Genomic DNA, 15,997 nt, shown 5'->3' on the forward strand with positions numbered 1-15,997 from the left:
GGGCGGCGCGCGCGAATCCGCTGCGGGCCTCATGTTCAGGCCCTTGGCGAGGCGCGAAACGCACTCAGAACGCAGCGGCTGCATGAATACGTATGCAGCTTGGGGCCTGTGCCAAAGGGCCGGGGCTACCATCGCCCCGCGCTGAAAGGGACGGGGGAACGTTCCTCGGCGAAGGCGATGCAGAGCATCGCCAGCAGGCAGAAAACAGACCCGGCGCGCGGCCGCACAGACCGCGTAGCCAGGCTCTCAATCGAAGACCCAGATCGAGTGGAGGGGACAATGTTGAACTTGAAGCGCAACGTGCTAAGCATGGCGCTGGCGTCGGCTGTCGCGATGATGGCGCAGGCCGCCTGGGCCGATGCCGGCATGGCCGCCCAGCAGCAGGCAGAAGACGAGGACGCTGCCGAGAAGGAAGACGCCGAGGAGCTCGATGCCATCGAGGTGGTGGGTATCCGCGCGGGTATCGAGAGCGCGATCGAAACCAAGCAGATCGCTGATTCCATCGTTGAAGCCATCTCTGCCGAAGACATCGGCAAGCTGCCCGACGTCTCGATCGCCGACGCCCTCGCGCGCCTGCCCGGCGTCACCTCGCAGCGCGAGCGCGGACGCTCAACCGAGATCAACGTGCGCGGTCTGTCCGGCGACTTCGCCACGGCCACCTTGAACGGCCGCGAGCAGGCCAGCATGGGCACCAACCGCGGCGTCGAGTTCGACCAGTACGCCTCCGAAAGCATGCGCCAGGTCGTCGTCTACAAGACGCCGACGGCGAGCCTGATCGGTCAGGGTCTGTCCGCCACCATCGACCTGCAGACCGTGCGTCCGCTCGACTTCGATGAGCGCGTGATCGCCGGCAACTACCGCCGCGACCAGTACAAGTTGGAGGACTCCAAGCTCTACGGTGAGCGCGCGAGCTTCGCTTACATCGACCAGAACCAGGCCAAGACGCTGGGCTTCGCGCTGGGCTACGCATATCTCAACTCGCCGCAGCAGTCGAACAGCTGGCGCGCCTGGGGCTATGAGCCGAACGGCCAGCTGGGCGGCGTGACCATCCAGGGTCGCACGAGCGATCTCGTCCGCAAGGGCATCACCGCGGCGATGGAGTACCAGCCGAACGACAGCCACCGCGGTGCGCTCGATGTGTACTACTCGACCTTCGATTCCGACACCATCCAGCGTGGTCTTGAGATCGGACTCGGAAACTGCACAAGCAACTGCTATCTCGCCGAGCTGGTGAGCCGCAACGGCACCACCTCGACCTATCGCAACGCGCGGCCGGTGCTTCGCACCGACCAGTACGCCAGCGAAGACAAGCTGCTGTCGGTGGGCTGGAATCACGAGTATCGCGTCAACGACGACTGGCGTCTGACTACCGACCTCAGCACCTCGCGCGCCGATCGTGACGGCCGCAACTTTGAGAGCAACGCCGGTTTTGCGCCCGGACTCAACGGCACCACGCTGGGCGTCGCCCTGAATCCAGGCGGCTGGTACGACATGGACTTCGGCTACGACTTCGCCGACACCTCGCAGCTGCGCCTCTGGGACCCGGGCGGCTGGGGTGGTGACGGCTTCGACAAGCCCTACGCCGTCGAGGACACGATCAACCAGGCGCGCGTCGAGCTGGAGCAGCTGTTCGGCGAGGGCGCGATCAGCAGCATCAAGTACGGCCTGAACTTCACCAGCCGCGACAAGGACCGTTTCGCTTCGGAAGACGCGCTCTGCATCCAGGCCTGCGGTGATCGAGCGGCCCTGCCGTACCCCACCGGTGCTTCGGCGGGTTTCGGGTTCTTCGGCCTGCCGAACTTGCCGACCTTCGATCCGAATGGAGTCCCGTACAACCGCCGAGATCGCTTTGCGCAGGGTTTCGCGCGCAAGAACTTTGGCGTCGAGGAAGACATCACGACGCTGTATGCGCAGGCCAACCTCGACAGCGCCTGGGGCAGCGTGCCGGTGCGAGGCAACTTCGGTCTGCAGGTTCAGCGTGTGGACCAGGAAGGTTTCGGGCTGCGCACCTTCGGTGGGACGGGCAATGGCGAGGCGGTAACGCGTGGGGCGACCTATACCGAGGTGCTCCCGAGCAGCAACTTGATCTTCGATATCACCGAGAGCCAGAAACTCCGCCTGGGTCTGGCGCGGCAACTCGCGCGTCCGCGCATCGACGACATGTCGGCAGGCTTCTCCTTCGGCATCAACCGAGAGGGCGGCGAGAACAACCCCAATCCGAACGCTCCCTTCATCTGGTCGGGTGGCGGCGGTAATCCCGAACTGCGGCCGTGGATCGCCAATGCGATCGATCTTTCCTACGAGAAGTACTTCGCCAGCAAGGGCTACGTGTCGGCGGCCTGGTTCTTCAAGGATCTGAAGTCCTACATCTACAACCAGTCGATCGAGTTCGATTTCTCTGGAATCCCGATCCCAGCCGGTCAACAGCGGCCAGCCTCCAATATCGGCACCCTGACCGCGCCGGCGAACGGCGAAGGTGGCTTGATCGCAGGTATCGAGTTGGCCGTGTCGGTGCCCTTCGACCTGTTCTGGGAGCCGTTGGAGGGCTTCGGTCTGCAGGGGCATTACACCGATACGCGCACCAGCATCTCTCCCAACGGACCTGGCACCAACGAGCCGCTGCCGGGCTTCTCCAAGTACACCTCGAACGTGACCCTGTACTGGGAGCGCTTCGGCTGGGGTATCCGTGCATCGAGACGTCATCGCTCCGAGTTCGTTGGCGAAATCCAGAACGTGTTCCTCGACCGCGAGAAAGTGCTGATCAATCGCGAGGCGATCGTCGACCTGCAGGTCAACTACACGTTCATGGAGGGCCCGCTCAAGGATCTCGCTTTCTTCTTCCAGATCAACAATCTGCGAGACGAGCCCTTCAGCACCACCTTCGACAGCGATCCCCTGCGCCCGCGCGAGTACGTCGAGTACGGCCGCAATGCACTGCTGGGTGTGAGCTACCGCTTCTGATGGCCTGAGTCATCGCAATAGCCCCCGTGGCACCCGAAGCCCACGTCGACTCCCCGCGACGTGGGCTTCGGCTTTGTGGGGGGACGATCCGCGCGTGCCACCCTGCGGCATCCGCCTCAATCGCACCCATCGCCGCAGGTCGGCGCCAAGCGCAGCGCGGCCCAACGTCGCGCGCTTAACAGTTTGGCAAGCCTCACAGTCCGCGACCTTGGGCATCGCCTTCGGCTCCGCCCATGCTACGACCCCGCGTACTGCCCCGCGCCCCGCGAGATTCCATAGGGTGGGTCTTGACCCACCGGATCCCTCGCATGGGGTACGTCTTGACCCACCTCCTATCTGCACAGGGTGGGTCTTGACCCACCGCCCCGCGGCATCCGCCTCACTCGCACCCATCGCCGCAGGTCGGCGCCAAGCGCAGCGCGGCCCAACGTCGCGCGCTTAACATTTTGGCAAGCCTCACAGTCCGCGACCTTGGGCATCGCCTTCGGCTCCGCCAAACACACGCAGCTCGCATTCAGCAACGCGCCGCGCGGGAACCGCCTGGCGCGTATGGTGGGTCAAGACCCACCCTATGCATGTAGCAGGTGGGGCAGGGCCCACCCGATGCAGGTAGGTGGTGGGGCAGGGCCCACCCCATGCAGGTAGGCGGTGGGGCAGCGCCCGCAGTGGGTCAAGACCCAGCCTAGGCGGCCTTCGGCGTCGCCGCGCAGTGCCGCTCGATGAACTGCTCATGCAACGGCATGGCGTCGACGCAGTGGGCGATCACCCCGCGCACGGTTTCGACGTGCTTCTGCACGGCAGCCTCATCCTGCGCATCGACCAGGGCGTGGTAGCCGCGCGGCTGCATGCGCTGGCCGTGCATCACCTGCACCCAGCTGGGTTCGGCGAACAGCTCGTGGCCCTCGCGGAAGACGCGGCCATTGCTGCGGAACAGCTCCATCTTGCTGCGCAGTTCGGACGGGATGTCCATGGTCCGCACGTAGTTCCAGAACGGCGTGTCGCTGCGCTCGGTGGCGTGGTAGTGCAGGATCAGGAAGTCGCGGATCTTGTCGAACTCCCAGTGCGAGTGGGTGTTGAACTCGTCGATGTCGATCTGATCGAAGCCGGCGTGCGGGAAGAACGCGGTCAGCCGCGCGATCGCCGACTGGATCAGGTGGATGCTGGTCGACTCCAGCGGCTCCATGAAGCCGCTGGCCAGGCCCACCGCGACCACGTTCTTGTTCCAGAACTTGCGGCGCTTGCCGGTGACGAACTTCAACACGCGCGGCTCCGCCAGCGGCTTGCCTTCGAGGTTCGCCATCAGCATCGAAGTGGCTTCGTCCTCGCTGATGAAATCCGCTGAGAACACGTGGCCGTTGCCGACGCGGTGCTGCAGCGGGATGCGCCACTGCCAGCCGGCGGTGCGCGCGGTCGAACGCGTGTACGGCGTGATCGCGTGGCGCGTCTCGCAGGGCACGGCGACCGCGCGGTTGCAGGGCAGCCAGTGGCTCCAGTCGATGTAGCCGGTCTTCAGCGCCTGCTGGATGAGGATGCCGCGGAAACCCGAGCAGTCGACAAACAGCTGGCCGGGGATGAGCTCGCCGCTGTCCATCGTGATCGATTCGATGAAGCCGCTTTCCGGATGCTGCTGCACCGAAGCCACCTTGCCTTCGGTGCGGCGCACGCCGCGGGCTTCCGCGTACTCGCGCAGGTAGCGCGCATACAGGCCGGCGTCGAAGTGGTAGGCGTAGGCGATGTCGGCCAGCGGCGAGTTCGGGCGATCGCTGCGCGCCGGCATGAACTTGTTGGCGCGTGCGGCCGCGGTGTTGATCGAGTACTCATCGAGATGCCCGGCGCGGCCCTGCTGATGCAGCTTCAGCCAGTAATGGTAGAAGGGCACCGTGCCCAAGTCCTGGCCGATCTTGCCGAAGCCGTGGATGTAGCTGTCGCCGAGCTGGCCCCAGTTGACGAACTCGATGCCGAGCTTGAACGAGCCCTGCGTGCGGCGGATGAAGTCGGCTTCGTCGAGTTCGAGCGCGGCGTTGAACAGCTTGATCATCGGGATCGTGGCTTCACCGACGCCGACCGTGCCGATGTCGTCGGATTCGACCAGGCGGATGCTGTAGCTGCGGCCCAGCACCTTGGCCAATGCCGCCGCCGCCATCCAGCCGGCCGTGCCGCCGCCGACGATCACCACTTCACGGATTCGCTGGTCCTGCATGTCCCGCCCCTTTGCTGCTCGTTGATGCGTCTGGCGCGCACGTTCGGGCGAGTGTGCCCTCGGCGGGACTGGCGGGGAAGTCAAGGTGGCGCCGCATACGTATGCATGCCGCGCTGCAGCAGGCTTTGGCGATTTGCTAGCGTGCACGGCGCGAGGCCTCGGCGGCAGTCGACATGCCTCCAGATGTCGCAGACGCCGTTCCATCGAACCCGCCTTCATGCCATCGACACGGAGCTCCCATGCAGCTGATCTACTCCGCCACCTCGCCCTACGCCCGAAAGGTGCGCATGCTGGTCATCGAGAAAGGCCTCACCGATCGCGTCGAGGTGGTCGTCGCCAACCCGCTGCAGGATCCGCCCGAGCTGCTGGCGGCCAACCCGCTGGCCAAGGTGCCGGCGCTCATCGTCGAGCCGGGCTTTACCCTGTTCGACAGCCCGCTGCTGTGTGCTTACGTCGACAGCCTCGCTGAGCCGCGCTTGATCCCCGCGGCCTGCCCCGAGCGCTGGTGGGTGCTGCGTCGTGAAGCGCTGGCGGATGGAATCACCGATGCGGCGGTCTCCAGCGTGATGGAAGGCCGCCGCATCGAGTCGCAGCGCTCGCCCGAGTGGTTGGCGCGCTGGCGCAGCGCGATCCTGCGCGGGGTGCTGGAGCTGGAAAAGGAATCCGACGCGCTCGGCGAGCGCTTCGATCTCGGCGCGATCGCGTCCGCTGCGGCCTTGGCCTACCTCGATTTTCGTCTTCCGCAGATCGACTGGCGTGCACAGGCGCCGGGGCTGTCGACCTGGCTTGAGGGTGTGCGCGGCCGCGAGAGCTTCGCAACGACCGTCCCACCCGCGAACTGAATAGGGTGGGTCTTGACCCACCGCATCACACCTTCGAAATCCCCTCGCAAGGCGGTGTGTGCTGAGCCGGCCCAGGGGCCGCACCAGCCGGATTGAAAGCTCGGCGGGCCTCGGCTCTGCGTCGGTGGGTCAAGACCCACCCTATGGACTGAATGGGGTGGGTCAAGACCCACCCCATGGACTGAATTGGGTGGGTCAAGACCCACCCTATGCACCGAACGGGGTGGGTCAAGACCCACCCTATGCACCGAACGGGGCGGGTCAAGACCCACCCGATGGACATCGCTGACCTACAGCCCCGGCTGCTTGAGACGCTCGATGCCCTTGGCCTGTTTGTCTGCGGCCACCAGCGCGCGCACTTCGCCCAGCATTTCGACGGCATCGAACACGATGCCGTCCTTGATGGTGTAGCGCACGCCGCCGACGCGCTCGGGTTCGCCCTCGGCGTCGATGCGGATGTGGCCGGTGCCGTAGAGCACCTTGAGGTTGGCCAGCGGGTTCTCGCGCAGCACCACGAGGTCGGCGAGCTTGCCGGGCTCGATGCTGCCGATGCGGTCGTCGGCCTTCAGCGCCTCGGCGCCGTTGAGCGTGGCCGCGGTGAGCACTTCCAGCGGATGGAAGCCGGCTTCGCGCAGCAGCTCCAGCTCCTCGATGGTGCCGAAGCCGTAGAGCTTGTAGATGTAGCCCGAGTCGCTGCCGACGGTGACGCGGCCGCCGCGGTTCTTGAAGTCGTTGATGAAGGCCATCCAGCGCACGTAGTTGTCGCGCCAGGCGATCTCCTGCTCGCTGCCCCAGTCGAAGAAGAAGCTGCCGTGGCTGGTGCGACTCGGGCGGAAGAAGTCCCACAGCGCGGGCAGGGTGTAGTCCTCGTGCCACTCGGCCATGCGCGCGCGCATCAGGTCGCGGGTGGCCTGGTAGATGGTGAAGGTCGGGTCGATGGTGAAGTCGAGTTCGAGCAGCTCCGTCATCACCGCTTCGTACTTCTCGCTGCCCTTTTCGGCCGCCTGCGCCCACAGCCGGCCGGCCTGCTCGAACCGGTGCTGCTCGTTCATGTAGTTGTAGCCAGGCGGGTAGTCCTGCACGGTCTGGCCGTCGAACAGGGCCTCGGGCAGGCCGTACCAGTGCTCCATCGTGGTCAGCCCCCAGCGCGCGGTGGTCAGCACGTTGACCCGCTTCACGTCGAGCTGGGCGTGATGGCAGGCCGAGCCCATGCCCTGCTTCTTCAGCTCATCGAAGGCGGCTTCGAGAATGTCCGGGCGGTAGCCGAAGCACTTCATGCCCAGCGCACCGCGGCGCTTCATGTCGCGCACCCATTCGCGGGCATGCTCGGGCGTCAGCATCGGGCCGATGCGGCCCTGGCCGAAGAACACATAGGGGAAGATCCGCGGCGCGGTGATGGTGTTGGACTCGGAGCGCTTCTGTTCCGACACGCACCAGTCGATACCGTTGCCGCAGCCAGGGTCGCGCACGCTGGTGATGCCGTGCGCCAGCCACAGCTTGTAGACGTACTCGGCGGTCACGCCCTGCTCGTCGCCGCCGATGTGGCCGTGCATGTCGACGATGCCGGGCATGACGTAGTGGCCGGCAAGATCCATCTCGCGGCCGCCGGGTTTCAGAGCAGGGCGGCGCTCGGCGTTGATCGGCGCATCGGCGCTGCCGACGATGCGCACCTCGGTGATGCGGTTGTTCTCGATCACCACATCGGCCGGGCCGAAGGCCGGGCTGCCGGTGCCGTTGATGACCGTGACTCCGCGCAGGATCAGCTGGTCGTACGGGCCTTCGCCTTCATCGCGCTCGGGCGCCGGAGGGATCGCAGCCTGCGCGCAGGTGGCGGTGAACAGCAGGGCGAGGGCGGCGCGGAGCAGGCGAGGGCGCATGGCGTGGCCTTGAGTGTGTGCAGCACCAAAGTGTGGCCCCTGCTGCGCGCGGGCGGGGAGGGGCGCAAGTCATGACTTCGTGGGAATCGGGGGGCGGGAGTTGAGAGTTGAGAGTCGGGATTGGGGATTGGGGATTGGGATGCGCAGCGGCGGCCGGGTGTGTGCGCTTTGGATGAGCCCACGCTGGCCGCTCGGCCCGCGTCGAACCGCAGCGGGCGGTCCGGGAGCTGCTTGGGCTGTACCAAAGTACGATGGTTCGCTGCGCGGGTCGCGCCGAGCATCCGGACATGCCATCAATCCGCCTACCTGCACTCTTGAGCTGCCTCGCGCTCGCGGCCTGCGCTACCGTTCCCGCACCGAACGAGGCCGTGCCCATGCGACTGTCCGACGTCCGCGAGACCGCGCACCGCGCGCCCGATGATCTGCTCAGCGCTGGGCTGGGGCTGACTGGCCTGCAGCAGGCCACACCGCCTGTCGTGGCGGATGCGGATTCGCCCACTGCGCCGGAGCTGCGTCGCCGCGCGGTCTGGGCCAACTGGCGTGGCATTGCCGATCTGACCCCGGGCGGCGGATTCGCTGAGGTGTACGGCGCGCTGCCGGCCGTGCCCGGGCGCGAGTTCCATGCGCTCGCCTGGTTGCCCGACGCGCGCCAGCCGCATCGGGTGATGCTGCAGCTGCCCGATGCCTTCGATGCGCGCGCGCGCTGTCTGATCGTGACTGCGTCTTCCGGTTCGCGCGGCATCTACGGGGCGATCTCGCTGGCCGGCGGCTGGGGCCTGCCACGCGGCTGCGCAGTCGCCTACACCGACAAGGGCGCGGGCACGGGCTTTGTCGACATGGCCAGCGGAGAGGGTGCGGGGCTCTCGGGCCTCGTCGACGGCGGTCCTGAATTCTTGATCGAAGCGAGCGGCGCGCCGCTGCTTGCATTGAAACACGCGCACAGCGGCGACCATCCGGAGGCCGACTGGGGCCGCCATCTGCGTCAGGCCGCGGAGTTCGGCCTGCAGCAGCTCGGCCGCGCGCTGCCGGCGCAGGCGCCGTTTACCTTCGAGAACACCCGAATCATCGCGGTAGGTGTGTCCAACGGCGGCGCAGCGGTGCTGCGGGCTGCAGAGCAGGCGGAGGACTGGCTGGATGCGGCGGTGGCGATCGCGCCCAATGTGCATGTCGCGAACCGCGGTCGCCCCGCCTTCGATTACGGCACCGAAGCCGGTGTGCTCATGCCCTGCGCGCTGCTGGATGCGCGCTTCGACGCCACGCCTTTCGCACGGGCTGCGCAAGCGGCACCCGCGCACTGGCAGCAGGCCTGTGCGCTGGCGCATGCGGCCGGCCTGCTGGCTGCGGATTCCATCGACGCGCAGATCCGCGAAGCCGGTCAGCGTCTGTACGAGGGCGGCTGGACGGACGAGGCCATCGCTGCCGGCGCGCTGAGCGTCAGCTTCGAGATGTGGCGTGCGGTCGGTGCGACCTATGCTTCGGCCTATCTGCGCCGCGGGCCAGCCGACATGCCCTGCGGATACCGCGTCGCCGCGGTGGATGCGCAGGGTCAGCCACGCGCCACCACGGTCGCCGAGCGCGCGCTGATCTGGAGCGATGGCTCGGGCATTCCGCCGACCGCCGGCGCGCAGCTGCTGTCGCCGAGCGAAGGCGAGCTGCCGCCCCCGCTGGCCGGCCTGCGCTGTCTCGCCGAGCTGTGGGATGGCGGCAGCGAGGATGCGCGCAGTCTCCGCGCCGCGGTCGCGAAGACCCAGGCGGGGCCACCGCGCGCCGGCCTGCCGCTGACCGTTTTGCACGGGCTCGACGACGGTCTGATTCCCGAGGCCTTCAGCAGCGCGGCCTACGTCGCCCAGGCCGAGCAGGCGGGGCGTGCGCTGCGCTACTGGCAGCTGCCGCATGTGCAGCACTTCGACGGTTTTCTCGGCGCGCCGCCGCTGGCCGCGCGCTACCTGCCGCTGATGCCGTATGCGTATCGCGCGCTGGATCAGGTCTGGGCCGATCTCGAAGCCGGTCGCGGGCCGCGTAGCGAGCGTCTGCGCGTGGCGGCCGAGCCGCGCGGCATCGCAGGCGCGGGCGTGGCGCCGCTGCGGGCGGAGCACCTCGCGTTGCCGGCTGACTGAGCCCGCCTCGGGTCGGCATCGAAGGCTGGCGGATGCGCCGATGCCCAGCCTGAACCGCAATACCCCTGTGCTAGCATCCGGTCGCATTGACGTAGGGCTCACCGCGTTTTTCGCGAGGCCGCTGCGAACCGCAATTTCCCTTGCGCCACGAGGCTCCGATGAGCGCCGCCACGCCTGATTTTTCCGCCTTCGATCCTGCGCGCATGGCCGAGCAGGTGATGGGGTTCTGGAGTTCCTTCGCGCGGCCGCAGCCGGCGCCGCCACCGTCGCCGTTCGCGGCCGTCCAGCAAATGTTCGGCGCGCCGGCTCCGCCGATGCCGGGGGGCGACCTCTTCGGTCAGGCCCAGCACATGTACGCCCAGCTGCAGCAGGCCCTGCTGCCGGCGCTGCAGGCGCAGAGTTTCGATGTCGACAGCGTGGTTCAGCTGTGGCGCAAGACCTTCGGCGATGCGCCAGCCATCCCGCCTGCGCTGATGGTGCCGAGCTTTCTCGCGCCGATGGCCGCCGGCGGCTCGCCGGGCTTTGCCGCCGAGCTGCGCGGTGCGCTGGGTGCCGCACCGCTGGGCCTGATGCGCGAGCACCAGCAGCGCTGGCAGGCCTTCGCCCAGGCGCAGATCGATCTGCAGGCGGTGATGGAGCGCTACAGCACGCTGATGCAGAAGGTGCAGCGCGAGGGTATGGGCCGCTTCGAGACCAAACTGCGCGCCCACAGCGAGCCCGGCAAGCAGCTGGCGTCGGCGCGAGCGCTGTTCGACCTGTGGGTCGATGCCAGCGAGGAAGCCTTCGCCCAGATCGCACTCGGCCCCGAGTACCGCCACGTCTATGGTGAGCTGGTCAATGCGCAGATGCGACTGCGCCAGTGCGGCATGGCCATCGTCGAGGAGCAGCTGAAGGCCGTGGGCCTGCCCTCGCGCACCGAGCTCGACTCCAACCACAAGCGCACGCACGAGCTGAGCCGCGAAGTCCGCGCCTTGAAGCAGCGTCTGGCCGAGCTGGAGCTGGCCGCGCAGGGCAGCGCGAGCGCGTCGCGCCCCGCGCCCGCGCCGTCGCCGGCATCGCGCACGGTCGAGCCGCAGGCCCAGGCCGAACCCGCACGCGCCAGCCAAGCGCCGTTACCCAAGCCCCGCGCCAAGGCCACCAAGCCGGCCGCGAAGGCCGCGGCGAAGCGGGCGGTCAAGGCCAGCGCCAGCCGCAAGAAAGCACTGCCGCCGCTGGCGGCGGTCACGCCCAAGGCGCCCGCCCGCGCACGCAAGGGACGCTGATCCATGCAGCCGATGAACCTTCCCTCGATGATCGGCCCGCTGGGCTTCACTCCCGCCAAGCTGATGCAGGACCTGCTCGACGCCCAGCGCAAGCTGCGCGAGGGCATTGACAGCCTGCAGCGCGCTGGCGATGTCGATTACGGCGCCACCCGCAAGGAGCTGATCTGGCAGGACGGCCGCGTCTGCCTGTACCGCTACCGCGGCGAGCGCGAACCCACGGCTGCGGTGCCGATCCTGATCTGCTACGCCCTGGTCAACCGGCCCTACATGGTCGACCTGCAGCACGACCGCTCGCTGGTGCGGCAGCTGCTGGCCCGCGGCGAGGACGTCTACATCATCGACTGGGGCTACCCGGACCGCAGCCACCGCTACGAGACGCTCGACGACTACATCAACGGTTACCTGCACGCCTGCGTGCTCGAGGTCTGCCGTCGCCATAAGCTGGCCGCGATCAACCTGCTCGGCGTCTGCCAGGGCGGCGCGTTCTCGCTGTGCTACACCAGCCTGCACCCCGAGCGCGTGCGCAACCTGATCACCATGGTCACACCGGTGGACTTCCATACCCCGGACAACATGCTGAGCAGCTGGACGCGCGGGTTGGACGTCGACCTCTTCGTCGACACGCTGGGTAATGTGCCCGCCGACCTGATGAACCTCTGCTACCTCACGCTCAAGCCCTACCGCCTGTTCCTTCAGAAGTACATCGGCTTCGTCGAGCAGATGGACGACCCGGTGGAAGTGGAAAACTTCGTGCGCATGGAGCGCTGGATCTTCGACTCGCCGGATCAGGTGGGCGAGGCCTTCCGGCAGTTCATCAAGGACTTCTACCAGGGCAACAAGCTGCTGCGCGGCGACGTCTTCATCGGCGAGCAGCGCGTCGACCTCGGCAATGTGCGCTGCCCGGTGCTCAACATCTACGCCGAGCAGGACCATCTGGTGCCGCCGGACGCCTCGCGCGCGCTCAAGGCCGCCGCCGGCACCCGCGACTACACCGAGATCAGCTTCCGCGGCGGCCACATCGGCATCTACGTCTCCGGCCGCGCCCAGCGCGAGGTGCCGGGGGCGATCGAGGAGTGGTTGCGCAAGCGCTGAGCGCATGGGGAGTGCCGCATGACAGAGCACGACAAGGTCGTCGCGCGCGATGACCTCAAGGGTTGGGTGTGGCTGCTGCTGGGACTGCTCGCCGGGGCTGTGGGGAGTGCGATCGTGATGCAGGTCGTCGTGTTCCCCCTGCGGCTCGCGGCGCAACGAGAAGCACCGATATGGACCGAGCCCGCCCCGTTCATGGAGCGCGGGCTGCAGACGCGCGCCTACCGGGATCAAAGCCCCTGCGTGAAATCGACACTGCAGATGCACATCGGGACCTGGGAGGGTTCAAGCCGGTTGGCCAATGGCGAGACCTCCCGCTGGCGCAATGTGCGTCGCGCCGATGGTCGCTTCGAGATCCGTTTTCTTCTTGAGGATGGCACGGTGCAATCCCGGGAACGCGGTTACTGGGCCATCACCGGCTGCATCTACGCGAGCCTGATCACCGAGGTCGATAGCGAGCCGGCACTGTTCCAGGAGGTCTATCGCGTGCACGAGATCAGCGGCGAACACCTCGTGTATTCCAACTACCGCACCGGCAACGTATTCGAACAGAGGCGCGTGTCCTCGATCGACGAGTGAGCGTGCTGCCGCGGCTGGCGGACACGCGGGATGCGGAACACGCGACTTGACGCATCCGGTATTGGCAGCCTCGCTCCCTGCCTCAACACTGCGCGGCACGCCCGACGTTCGCGGGCTTCCCTGGGGTCTTCGCATGCGCTGCGTGTCGCGCTTGTCCGCTTTGCTGCTGCTCTTTCTGATCGCCGGCTGTGCCACCCGCGCCCCGCTGGAAATTGACGGCCGGCACTGGGCCTTCGGCTATCACGGGCCCTCGGCCGAAGTGCTGCGCGAGGCCGTGCCGGTGGTGTTCCAAACAGCCAAGGACGACAACATTGGGTTGATCCAGGACCTTGAGCGCGCCCACGGCATAGATCGTGAGCGGATCCTTCGTGCGGCCTTCGACGCCAGCTTCGGTGCGGCCAGGATTCGCGCGCCGCGCGGCAGCCGCTGGCTGCTGCAGCCGGGGCGTGTCGGGCTCGCCGAGCGCAACTTTTCCAGTCTGATGAAGCCGCAGCTCGGCGCCAGCCTGAGCCTGGTCTCAGGCACCGGCGAGTACCTGTGGCACGGCCGCGAGTTCGTCGACATCGACAGCCCCGATCTGCCCTTCTTCAGCCTGGAACAGCTGCGGGATTCGCCGGTGCTGCTGGACGAGGCCTGGCGGGCCGCCGCCCATGTACTGATGCGCCGCCTGCTCGCCAAGCATCGCGCCGGCTTGCGCGATCGCCGCGAGGGCTATGCCGATTGATCGCGACGCGAGTGCGGCGGCGCTTCATGGCCAGCCGCGGCCCTGCAAGCGTCGCCTTGCATGCGTGGCTTCGCGTTGCAGATCGGGAAAGAAGGCCCTGAACCCGACCTCGATACGTGTCGCATGCGCGGTCAGGCCCGGCAGGAGTGCGACAAGACCCGCGCCGCCGCCGGACAGGCGTGCAGCCATGCGGCTCAACGCCCGATCCACGCTCGCGCGCTGCCGATAGCTGCTCAACCAGTCGCCCGAGGCCATGAGGGGGGCGATGCGCTGCAGGCGCGGCGGCAGCTCAGGCAGCCGTCGCAGCAGCAGGGCGTAGACGCGCTGGCTGAATGCCTCCAGCGGCTGGCTCGAATAGTCAGCCCAGTCGCGCGCCAGCAGATGGTCGAAGTAGACATCCATAGCGATGCCTGCGAATCGCCGCTGGCCCTGCGGAAACAGCGCTTTCAGTGCGAGCACCTGCGGATGCGCGTCGGTGTAGCTGTCGATGTGGCGATGCAGGCGAATCTCGCGCTGCACCTCGGGAGCCCAGGACGAGAGATCGGCGCCAACCACGAAGTCGCCCAGCAGCGCGCCGAGCAGGGCATCCTCGCTGTGATCCGCGAGGTGGAGATGGGCGAGGTAGTTCATGGCCGCAGTGTGCCTCGGCGCCTTCGCCTCGGGACGGCCCGAGATCGCAGGGGCTGCGCGCAGGAACGCGCGAGCTGGCGTGGCAGGGCCAGCCTCAGAAGCTGATGAACAGCCCGCCGTTGACCGGCAGCAGGGCGCCGGTGATATAGCCCGAACCTTCGGCGGCCAGGAAGTCGACCACGCGGGCGATCTCGGCTGGCTGGGCGATGCGGCCGACCGGGATCTGCTGCAGGATCTTCTCGCGGACCGGCTGCGGGATCGTCTGCACCATCGGCGTGTCGCAGTAGCCCGGGGCCACCGAGTTGACCGTGATGCCCTTGGCCGCCACTTCGCGCGCCAGCGCCATGGTGAAGCCGTGCACGCCGGCTTTCGCGGCCGCGTAGTTGGTCTGGCCGAACTGCCCGGTCTGACCGTTGATCGAACTGATGTTGATGATGCGGCCATAGCCTTGGGCGATCATCGGCTCGATCGCCGGTCGACACAGGTGGTAGAGCGCGTTGAGGTTGACCCCAAGCACGGCGTCCCAGTGGTGCTTCTCCAGCTTGCGCAGGGTCGCGTCGCGAGTGATGCCCGCGCTGTTGACCAGCACATCGAGTCGGCCGTGGCGGGCGATGATCTCGGCGATCGCGCGGGCGCAGGCCTCGTGGTCGCTGACGTCGAGCGCGAGGGTCTCGAGATCGGCCAGGCCGGGCAGGGCGCGCAGCTCGGCGAGTCGCGCTTCCGGCAGGCTGATATCCGCGGCGATCACACGGTGACCGCTGGCGACCAGGGCCTGGCAGGTGGCGGCGCCGATTCCGCCGGTGCCGCCGGTGACGAGGGCGATACGTGGGGTCATTGAGCGTATCCCGAATGCAATGTGCAGCTAGCGCTGGATGATGCTGCGCAGGCCCGCGCCGAAGCTACCGCTGCGCGCACAGCGATGGCTCCCAGAGCGATCGTCTGCGCCGCCTCAGCGGCTTCAAGTGCGGGTGCTGTCCGCAGCACTCAGCTGGAATCGACAACGCTCAGCGAGGACGCGGTTTGCTGCCGCTGGTCGGAGGCTCAGGCTTGTCTTTCGCCTCGCTGGCGGGCGCTTCCGGGCGCGTAGCGCCGGGGCGCAGCATGCCCTCCTGGAAGCTTTTCCACAGATCGAGATTGCGCTCGGTCAGCTGATTGAGCATCGAGAAGGGCGTCTTGCCCAGCAGGCTGTTGAGCTGATTGCGGAACTGATGCTGCTGGTCGAGGAACAGCTGCATGCTTCGCTCGAGGTAGCTGCCCATGAAGCCCTGCAGGCTGTCGCCGTAAAAGCGGATCACCTGGCTCAGCAGCTGGGTGCTGAACATGGGCGAGCCCTTTTCCTCGTGCTCGGAGATGATCTGCAGCAGCACCGAGCGGGACAGGTCTTCGCCGGTCTTGGCGTCGCGCACCTCGACCTCTTCGCCGTCGACGATCAGCTGACGCACGTCTTCCAGCGTGATGTAGCTGGAGATCTCGGTGTCATACAGACGGCGATTCGGATACTTCTTGATGACCCGGGGCTTGGGCATGGGCGTCGAGGCTCTCTGGGCTGGCAGGGGCCGCGCGCTCGGCTCTTCGACGGGCGCCGCGGCTTCGCTTGAGGAAGATGGCACGGCCCATCCTGGGCAGCCCGGGGCGATGGTCACGGTATGCAGCAACGCCGCAAGGGCCAGCGTCTTCGGGGGGTTGGCTCCACTGGCGCGGCGGCGCTGCGCCGCG

The 15,997-nt window shown here is 67.4% G+C and carries 12 protein-coding genes; 7 read left to right on the top strand and 5 right to left on the bottom strand.

Going from position 1 to position 15,997, the window contains the following annotated elements; translation table 11 throughout:
- Positions 1-279 precede the first annotated feature (279 nt).
- Positions 280-2,961 (top strand): TonB-dependent receptor, encoded by a 2,682-nt coding sequence (locus H4O13_01250; protein MBE5314011.1) that lies wholly within the window; start codon positions 280-282, stop codon positions 2,959-2,961.
- A 682-nt stretch (positions 2,962-3,643) separates the two neighbouring features.
- On the opposite strand, the gene H4O13_01255 is transcribed toward H4O13_01250, so the two are convergent.
- Positions 3,644-5,161: a tryptophan 7-halogenase gene (locus H4O13_01255; GenBank protein MBE5314012.1), complete on the bottom strand. Its 1,518-nt coding sequence runs from the start codon at positions 5,159-5,161 to the stop codon at positions 3,644-3,646.
- 239 nt (positions 5,162-5,400) lie between these two features.
- On the opposite strand from H4O13_01255, the gene H4O13_01260 reads away from it, so the two are divergent.
- Entirely contained in the window at positions 5,401-6,003 is a 603-nt protein-coding gene (locus H4O13_01260) for a glutathione S-transferase N-terminal domain-containing protein (protein MBE5314013.1), read from the top strand.
- A gap of 290 nt (positions 6,004-6,293) precedes the next feature.
- Here H4O13_01260 and H4O13_01265 read toward each other — a convergent pair whose 3' ends face one another.
- Positions 6,294-7,880 carry an amidohydrolase family protein gene (locus H4O13_01265; GenBank protein MBE5314014.1) on the bottom strand — a complete coding sequence of 529 codons (1,587 nt, stop codon included), beginning with the start codon at positions 7,878-7,880 and terminating at the stop codon, positions 6,294-6,296.
- A 374-nt stretch (positions 7,881-8,254) separates the two neighbouring features.
- Between H4O13_01265 and H4O13_01270 the strand changes: the two genes are divergently transcribed.
- The 5 genes from H4O13_01270 to H4O13_01290 all read left to right on the top strand — a co-directional run bounded on the left by H4O13_01270 (position 8,255) and on the right by H4O13_01290 (position 13,651).
- A complete protein-coding gene (locus H4O13_01270) occupies positions 8,255-9,997 on the top strand; it encodes a hydrogenase (protein MBE5314015.1) in 1,743 nt (580 codons plus the stop codon).
- Between the two features lie 158 nt (positions 9,998-10,155).
- Positions 10,156-11,259: a class III poly(R)-hydroxyalkanoic acid synthase subunit PhaE gene (gene phaE, locus H4O13_01275; GenBank protein ID MBE5314016.1), complete on the top strand. Its 1,104-nt coding sequence runs from the start codon at positions 10,156-10,158 to the stop codon at positions 11,257-11,259.
- A gap of 27 nt (positions 11,260-11,286) precedes the next feature.
- Complete coding sequence (locus H4O13_01280; protein ID MBE5314017.1) at positions 11,287-12,351, top strand: class III poly(R)-hydroxyalkanoic acid synthase subunit PhaC; 1,065 nt, start codon at positions 11,287-11,289, stop codon at positions 12,349-12,351.
- A gap of 18 nt (positions 12,352-12,369) precedes the next feature.
- Positions 12,370-12,927, top strand: coding sequence for a hypothetical protein (locus tag H4O13_01285; protein ID MBE5314018.1), 558 nt, complete (start codon positions 12,370-12,372; stop codon positions 12,925-12,927).
- A gap of 142 nt (positions 12,928-13,069) precedes the next feature.
- Positions 13,070-13,651, top strand: a complete 582-nt coding sequence (locus tag H4O13_01290; GenBank protein ID MBE5314019.1) for a hypothetical protein — start codon at positions 13,070-13,072, stop codon at positions 13,649-13,651.
- A 24-nt stretch (positions 13,652-13,675) separates the two neighbouring features.
- Here H4O13_01290 and H4O13_01295 read toward each other — a convergent pair whose 3' ends face one another.
- The 3 genes from H4O13_01295 to phaR all read right to left on the bottom strand — a co-directional run bounded on the left by H4O13_01295 (position 13,676) and on the right by phaR (position 15,807).
- Entirely contained in the window at positions 13,676-14,281 is a 606-nt protein-coding gene (locus H4O13_01295) for a DUF479 domain-containing protein (protein MBE5314020.1), read from the bottom strand.
- A 94-nt stretch (positions 14,282-14,375) separates the two neighbouring features.
- Positions 14,376-15,116 carry an acetoacetyl-CoA reductase gene (phbB, locus tag H4O13_01300; protein ID MBE5314021.1) on the bottom strand — a complete coding sequence of 247 codons (741 nt, stop codon included), beginning with the start codon at positions 15,114-15,116 and terminating at the stop codon, positions 14,376-14,378.
- A gap of 169 nt (positions 15,117-15,285) precedes the next feature.
- Positions 15,286-15,807: a polyhydroxyalkanoate synthesis repressor PhaR gene (phaR, locus tag H4O13_01305; protein MBE5314022.1), complete on the bottom strand. Its 522-nt coding sequence runs from the start codon at positions 15,805-15,807 to the stop codon at positions 15,286-15,288.
- Positions 15,808-15,997: the final 190 nt, after the last annotated feature.

This window comes from Lysobacterales bacterium, from assembly GCA_014946745.1.
In the GTDB taxonomy this organism is placed as follows: Bacteria; Pseudomonadota; Gammaproteobacteria; order Xanthomonadales; family Xanthomonadaceae; genus Aquimonas.

Bases quoted from the DNA above. Each gene is read 5' to 3' on its own strand.
- H4O13_01250 (MBE5314011.1), top strand. From the start codon at position 280: ATGTTGAACTTGAAGCGCAACGTGCTAAGCATGGCGCTGGCGTCGGCT.
- H4O13_01255 (MBE5314012.1), bottom strand. From the start codon at position 5,161: ATGCAGGACCAGCGAATCCGTGAAGTGGTGATCGTCGGCGGCGGCACG.
- H4O13_01260 (MBE5314013.1), top strand. From the start codon at position 5,401: ATGCAGCTGATCTACTCCGCCACCTCGCCCTACGCCCGAAAGGTGCGC.
- H4O13_01265 (MBE5314014.1), bottom strand. From the start codon at position 7,880: ATGCGCCCTCGCCTGCTCCGCGCCGCCCTCGCCCTGCTGTTCACCGCC.
- H4O13_01270 (MBE5314015.1), top strand. From the start codon at position 8,255: ATGCGACTGTCCGACGTCCGCGAGACCGCGCACCGCGCGCCCGATGAT.
- phaE (MBE5314016.1), top strand. From the start codon at position 10,156: ATGAGCGCCGCCACGCCTGATTTTTCCGCCTTCGATCCTGCGCGCATG.
- H4O13_01280 (MBE5314017.1), top strand. From the start codon at position 11,287: ATGATCGGCCCGCTGGGCTTCACTCCCGCCAAGCTGATGCAGGACCTG.
- H4O13_01285 (MBE5314018.1), top strand. From the start codon at position 12,370: ATGACAGAGCACGACAAGGTCGTCGCGCGCGATGACCTCAAGGGTTGG.
- H4O13_01295 (MBE5314020.1), bottom strand. From the start codon at position 14,281: ATGAACTACCTCGCCCATCTCCACCTCGCGGATCACAGCGAGGATGCC.
- phbB (MBE5314021.1), bottom strand. From the start codon at position 15,116: ATGACCCCACGTATCGCCCTCGTCACCGGCGGCACCGGCGGAATCGGC.
- phaR (MBE5314022.1), bottom strand. From the start codon at position 15,807: ATGCCCAAGCCCCGGGTCATCAAGAAGTATCCGAATCGCCGTCTGTAT.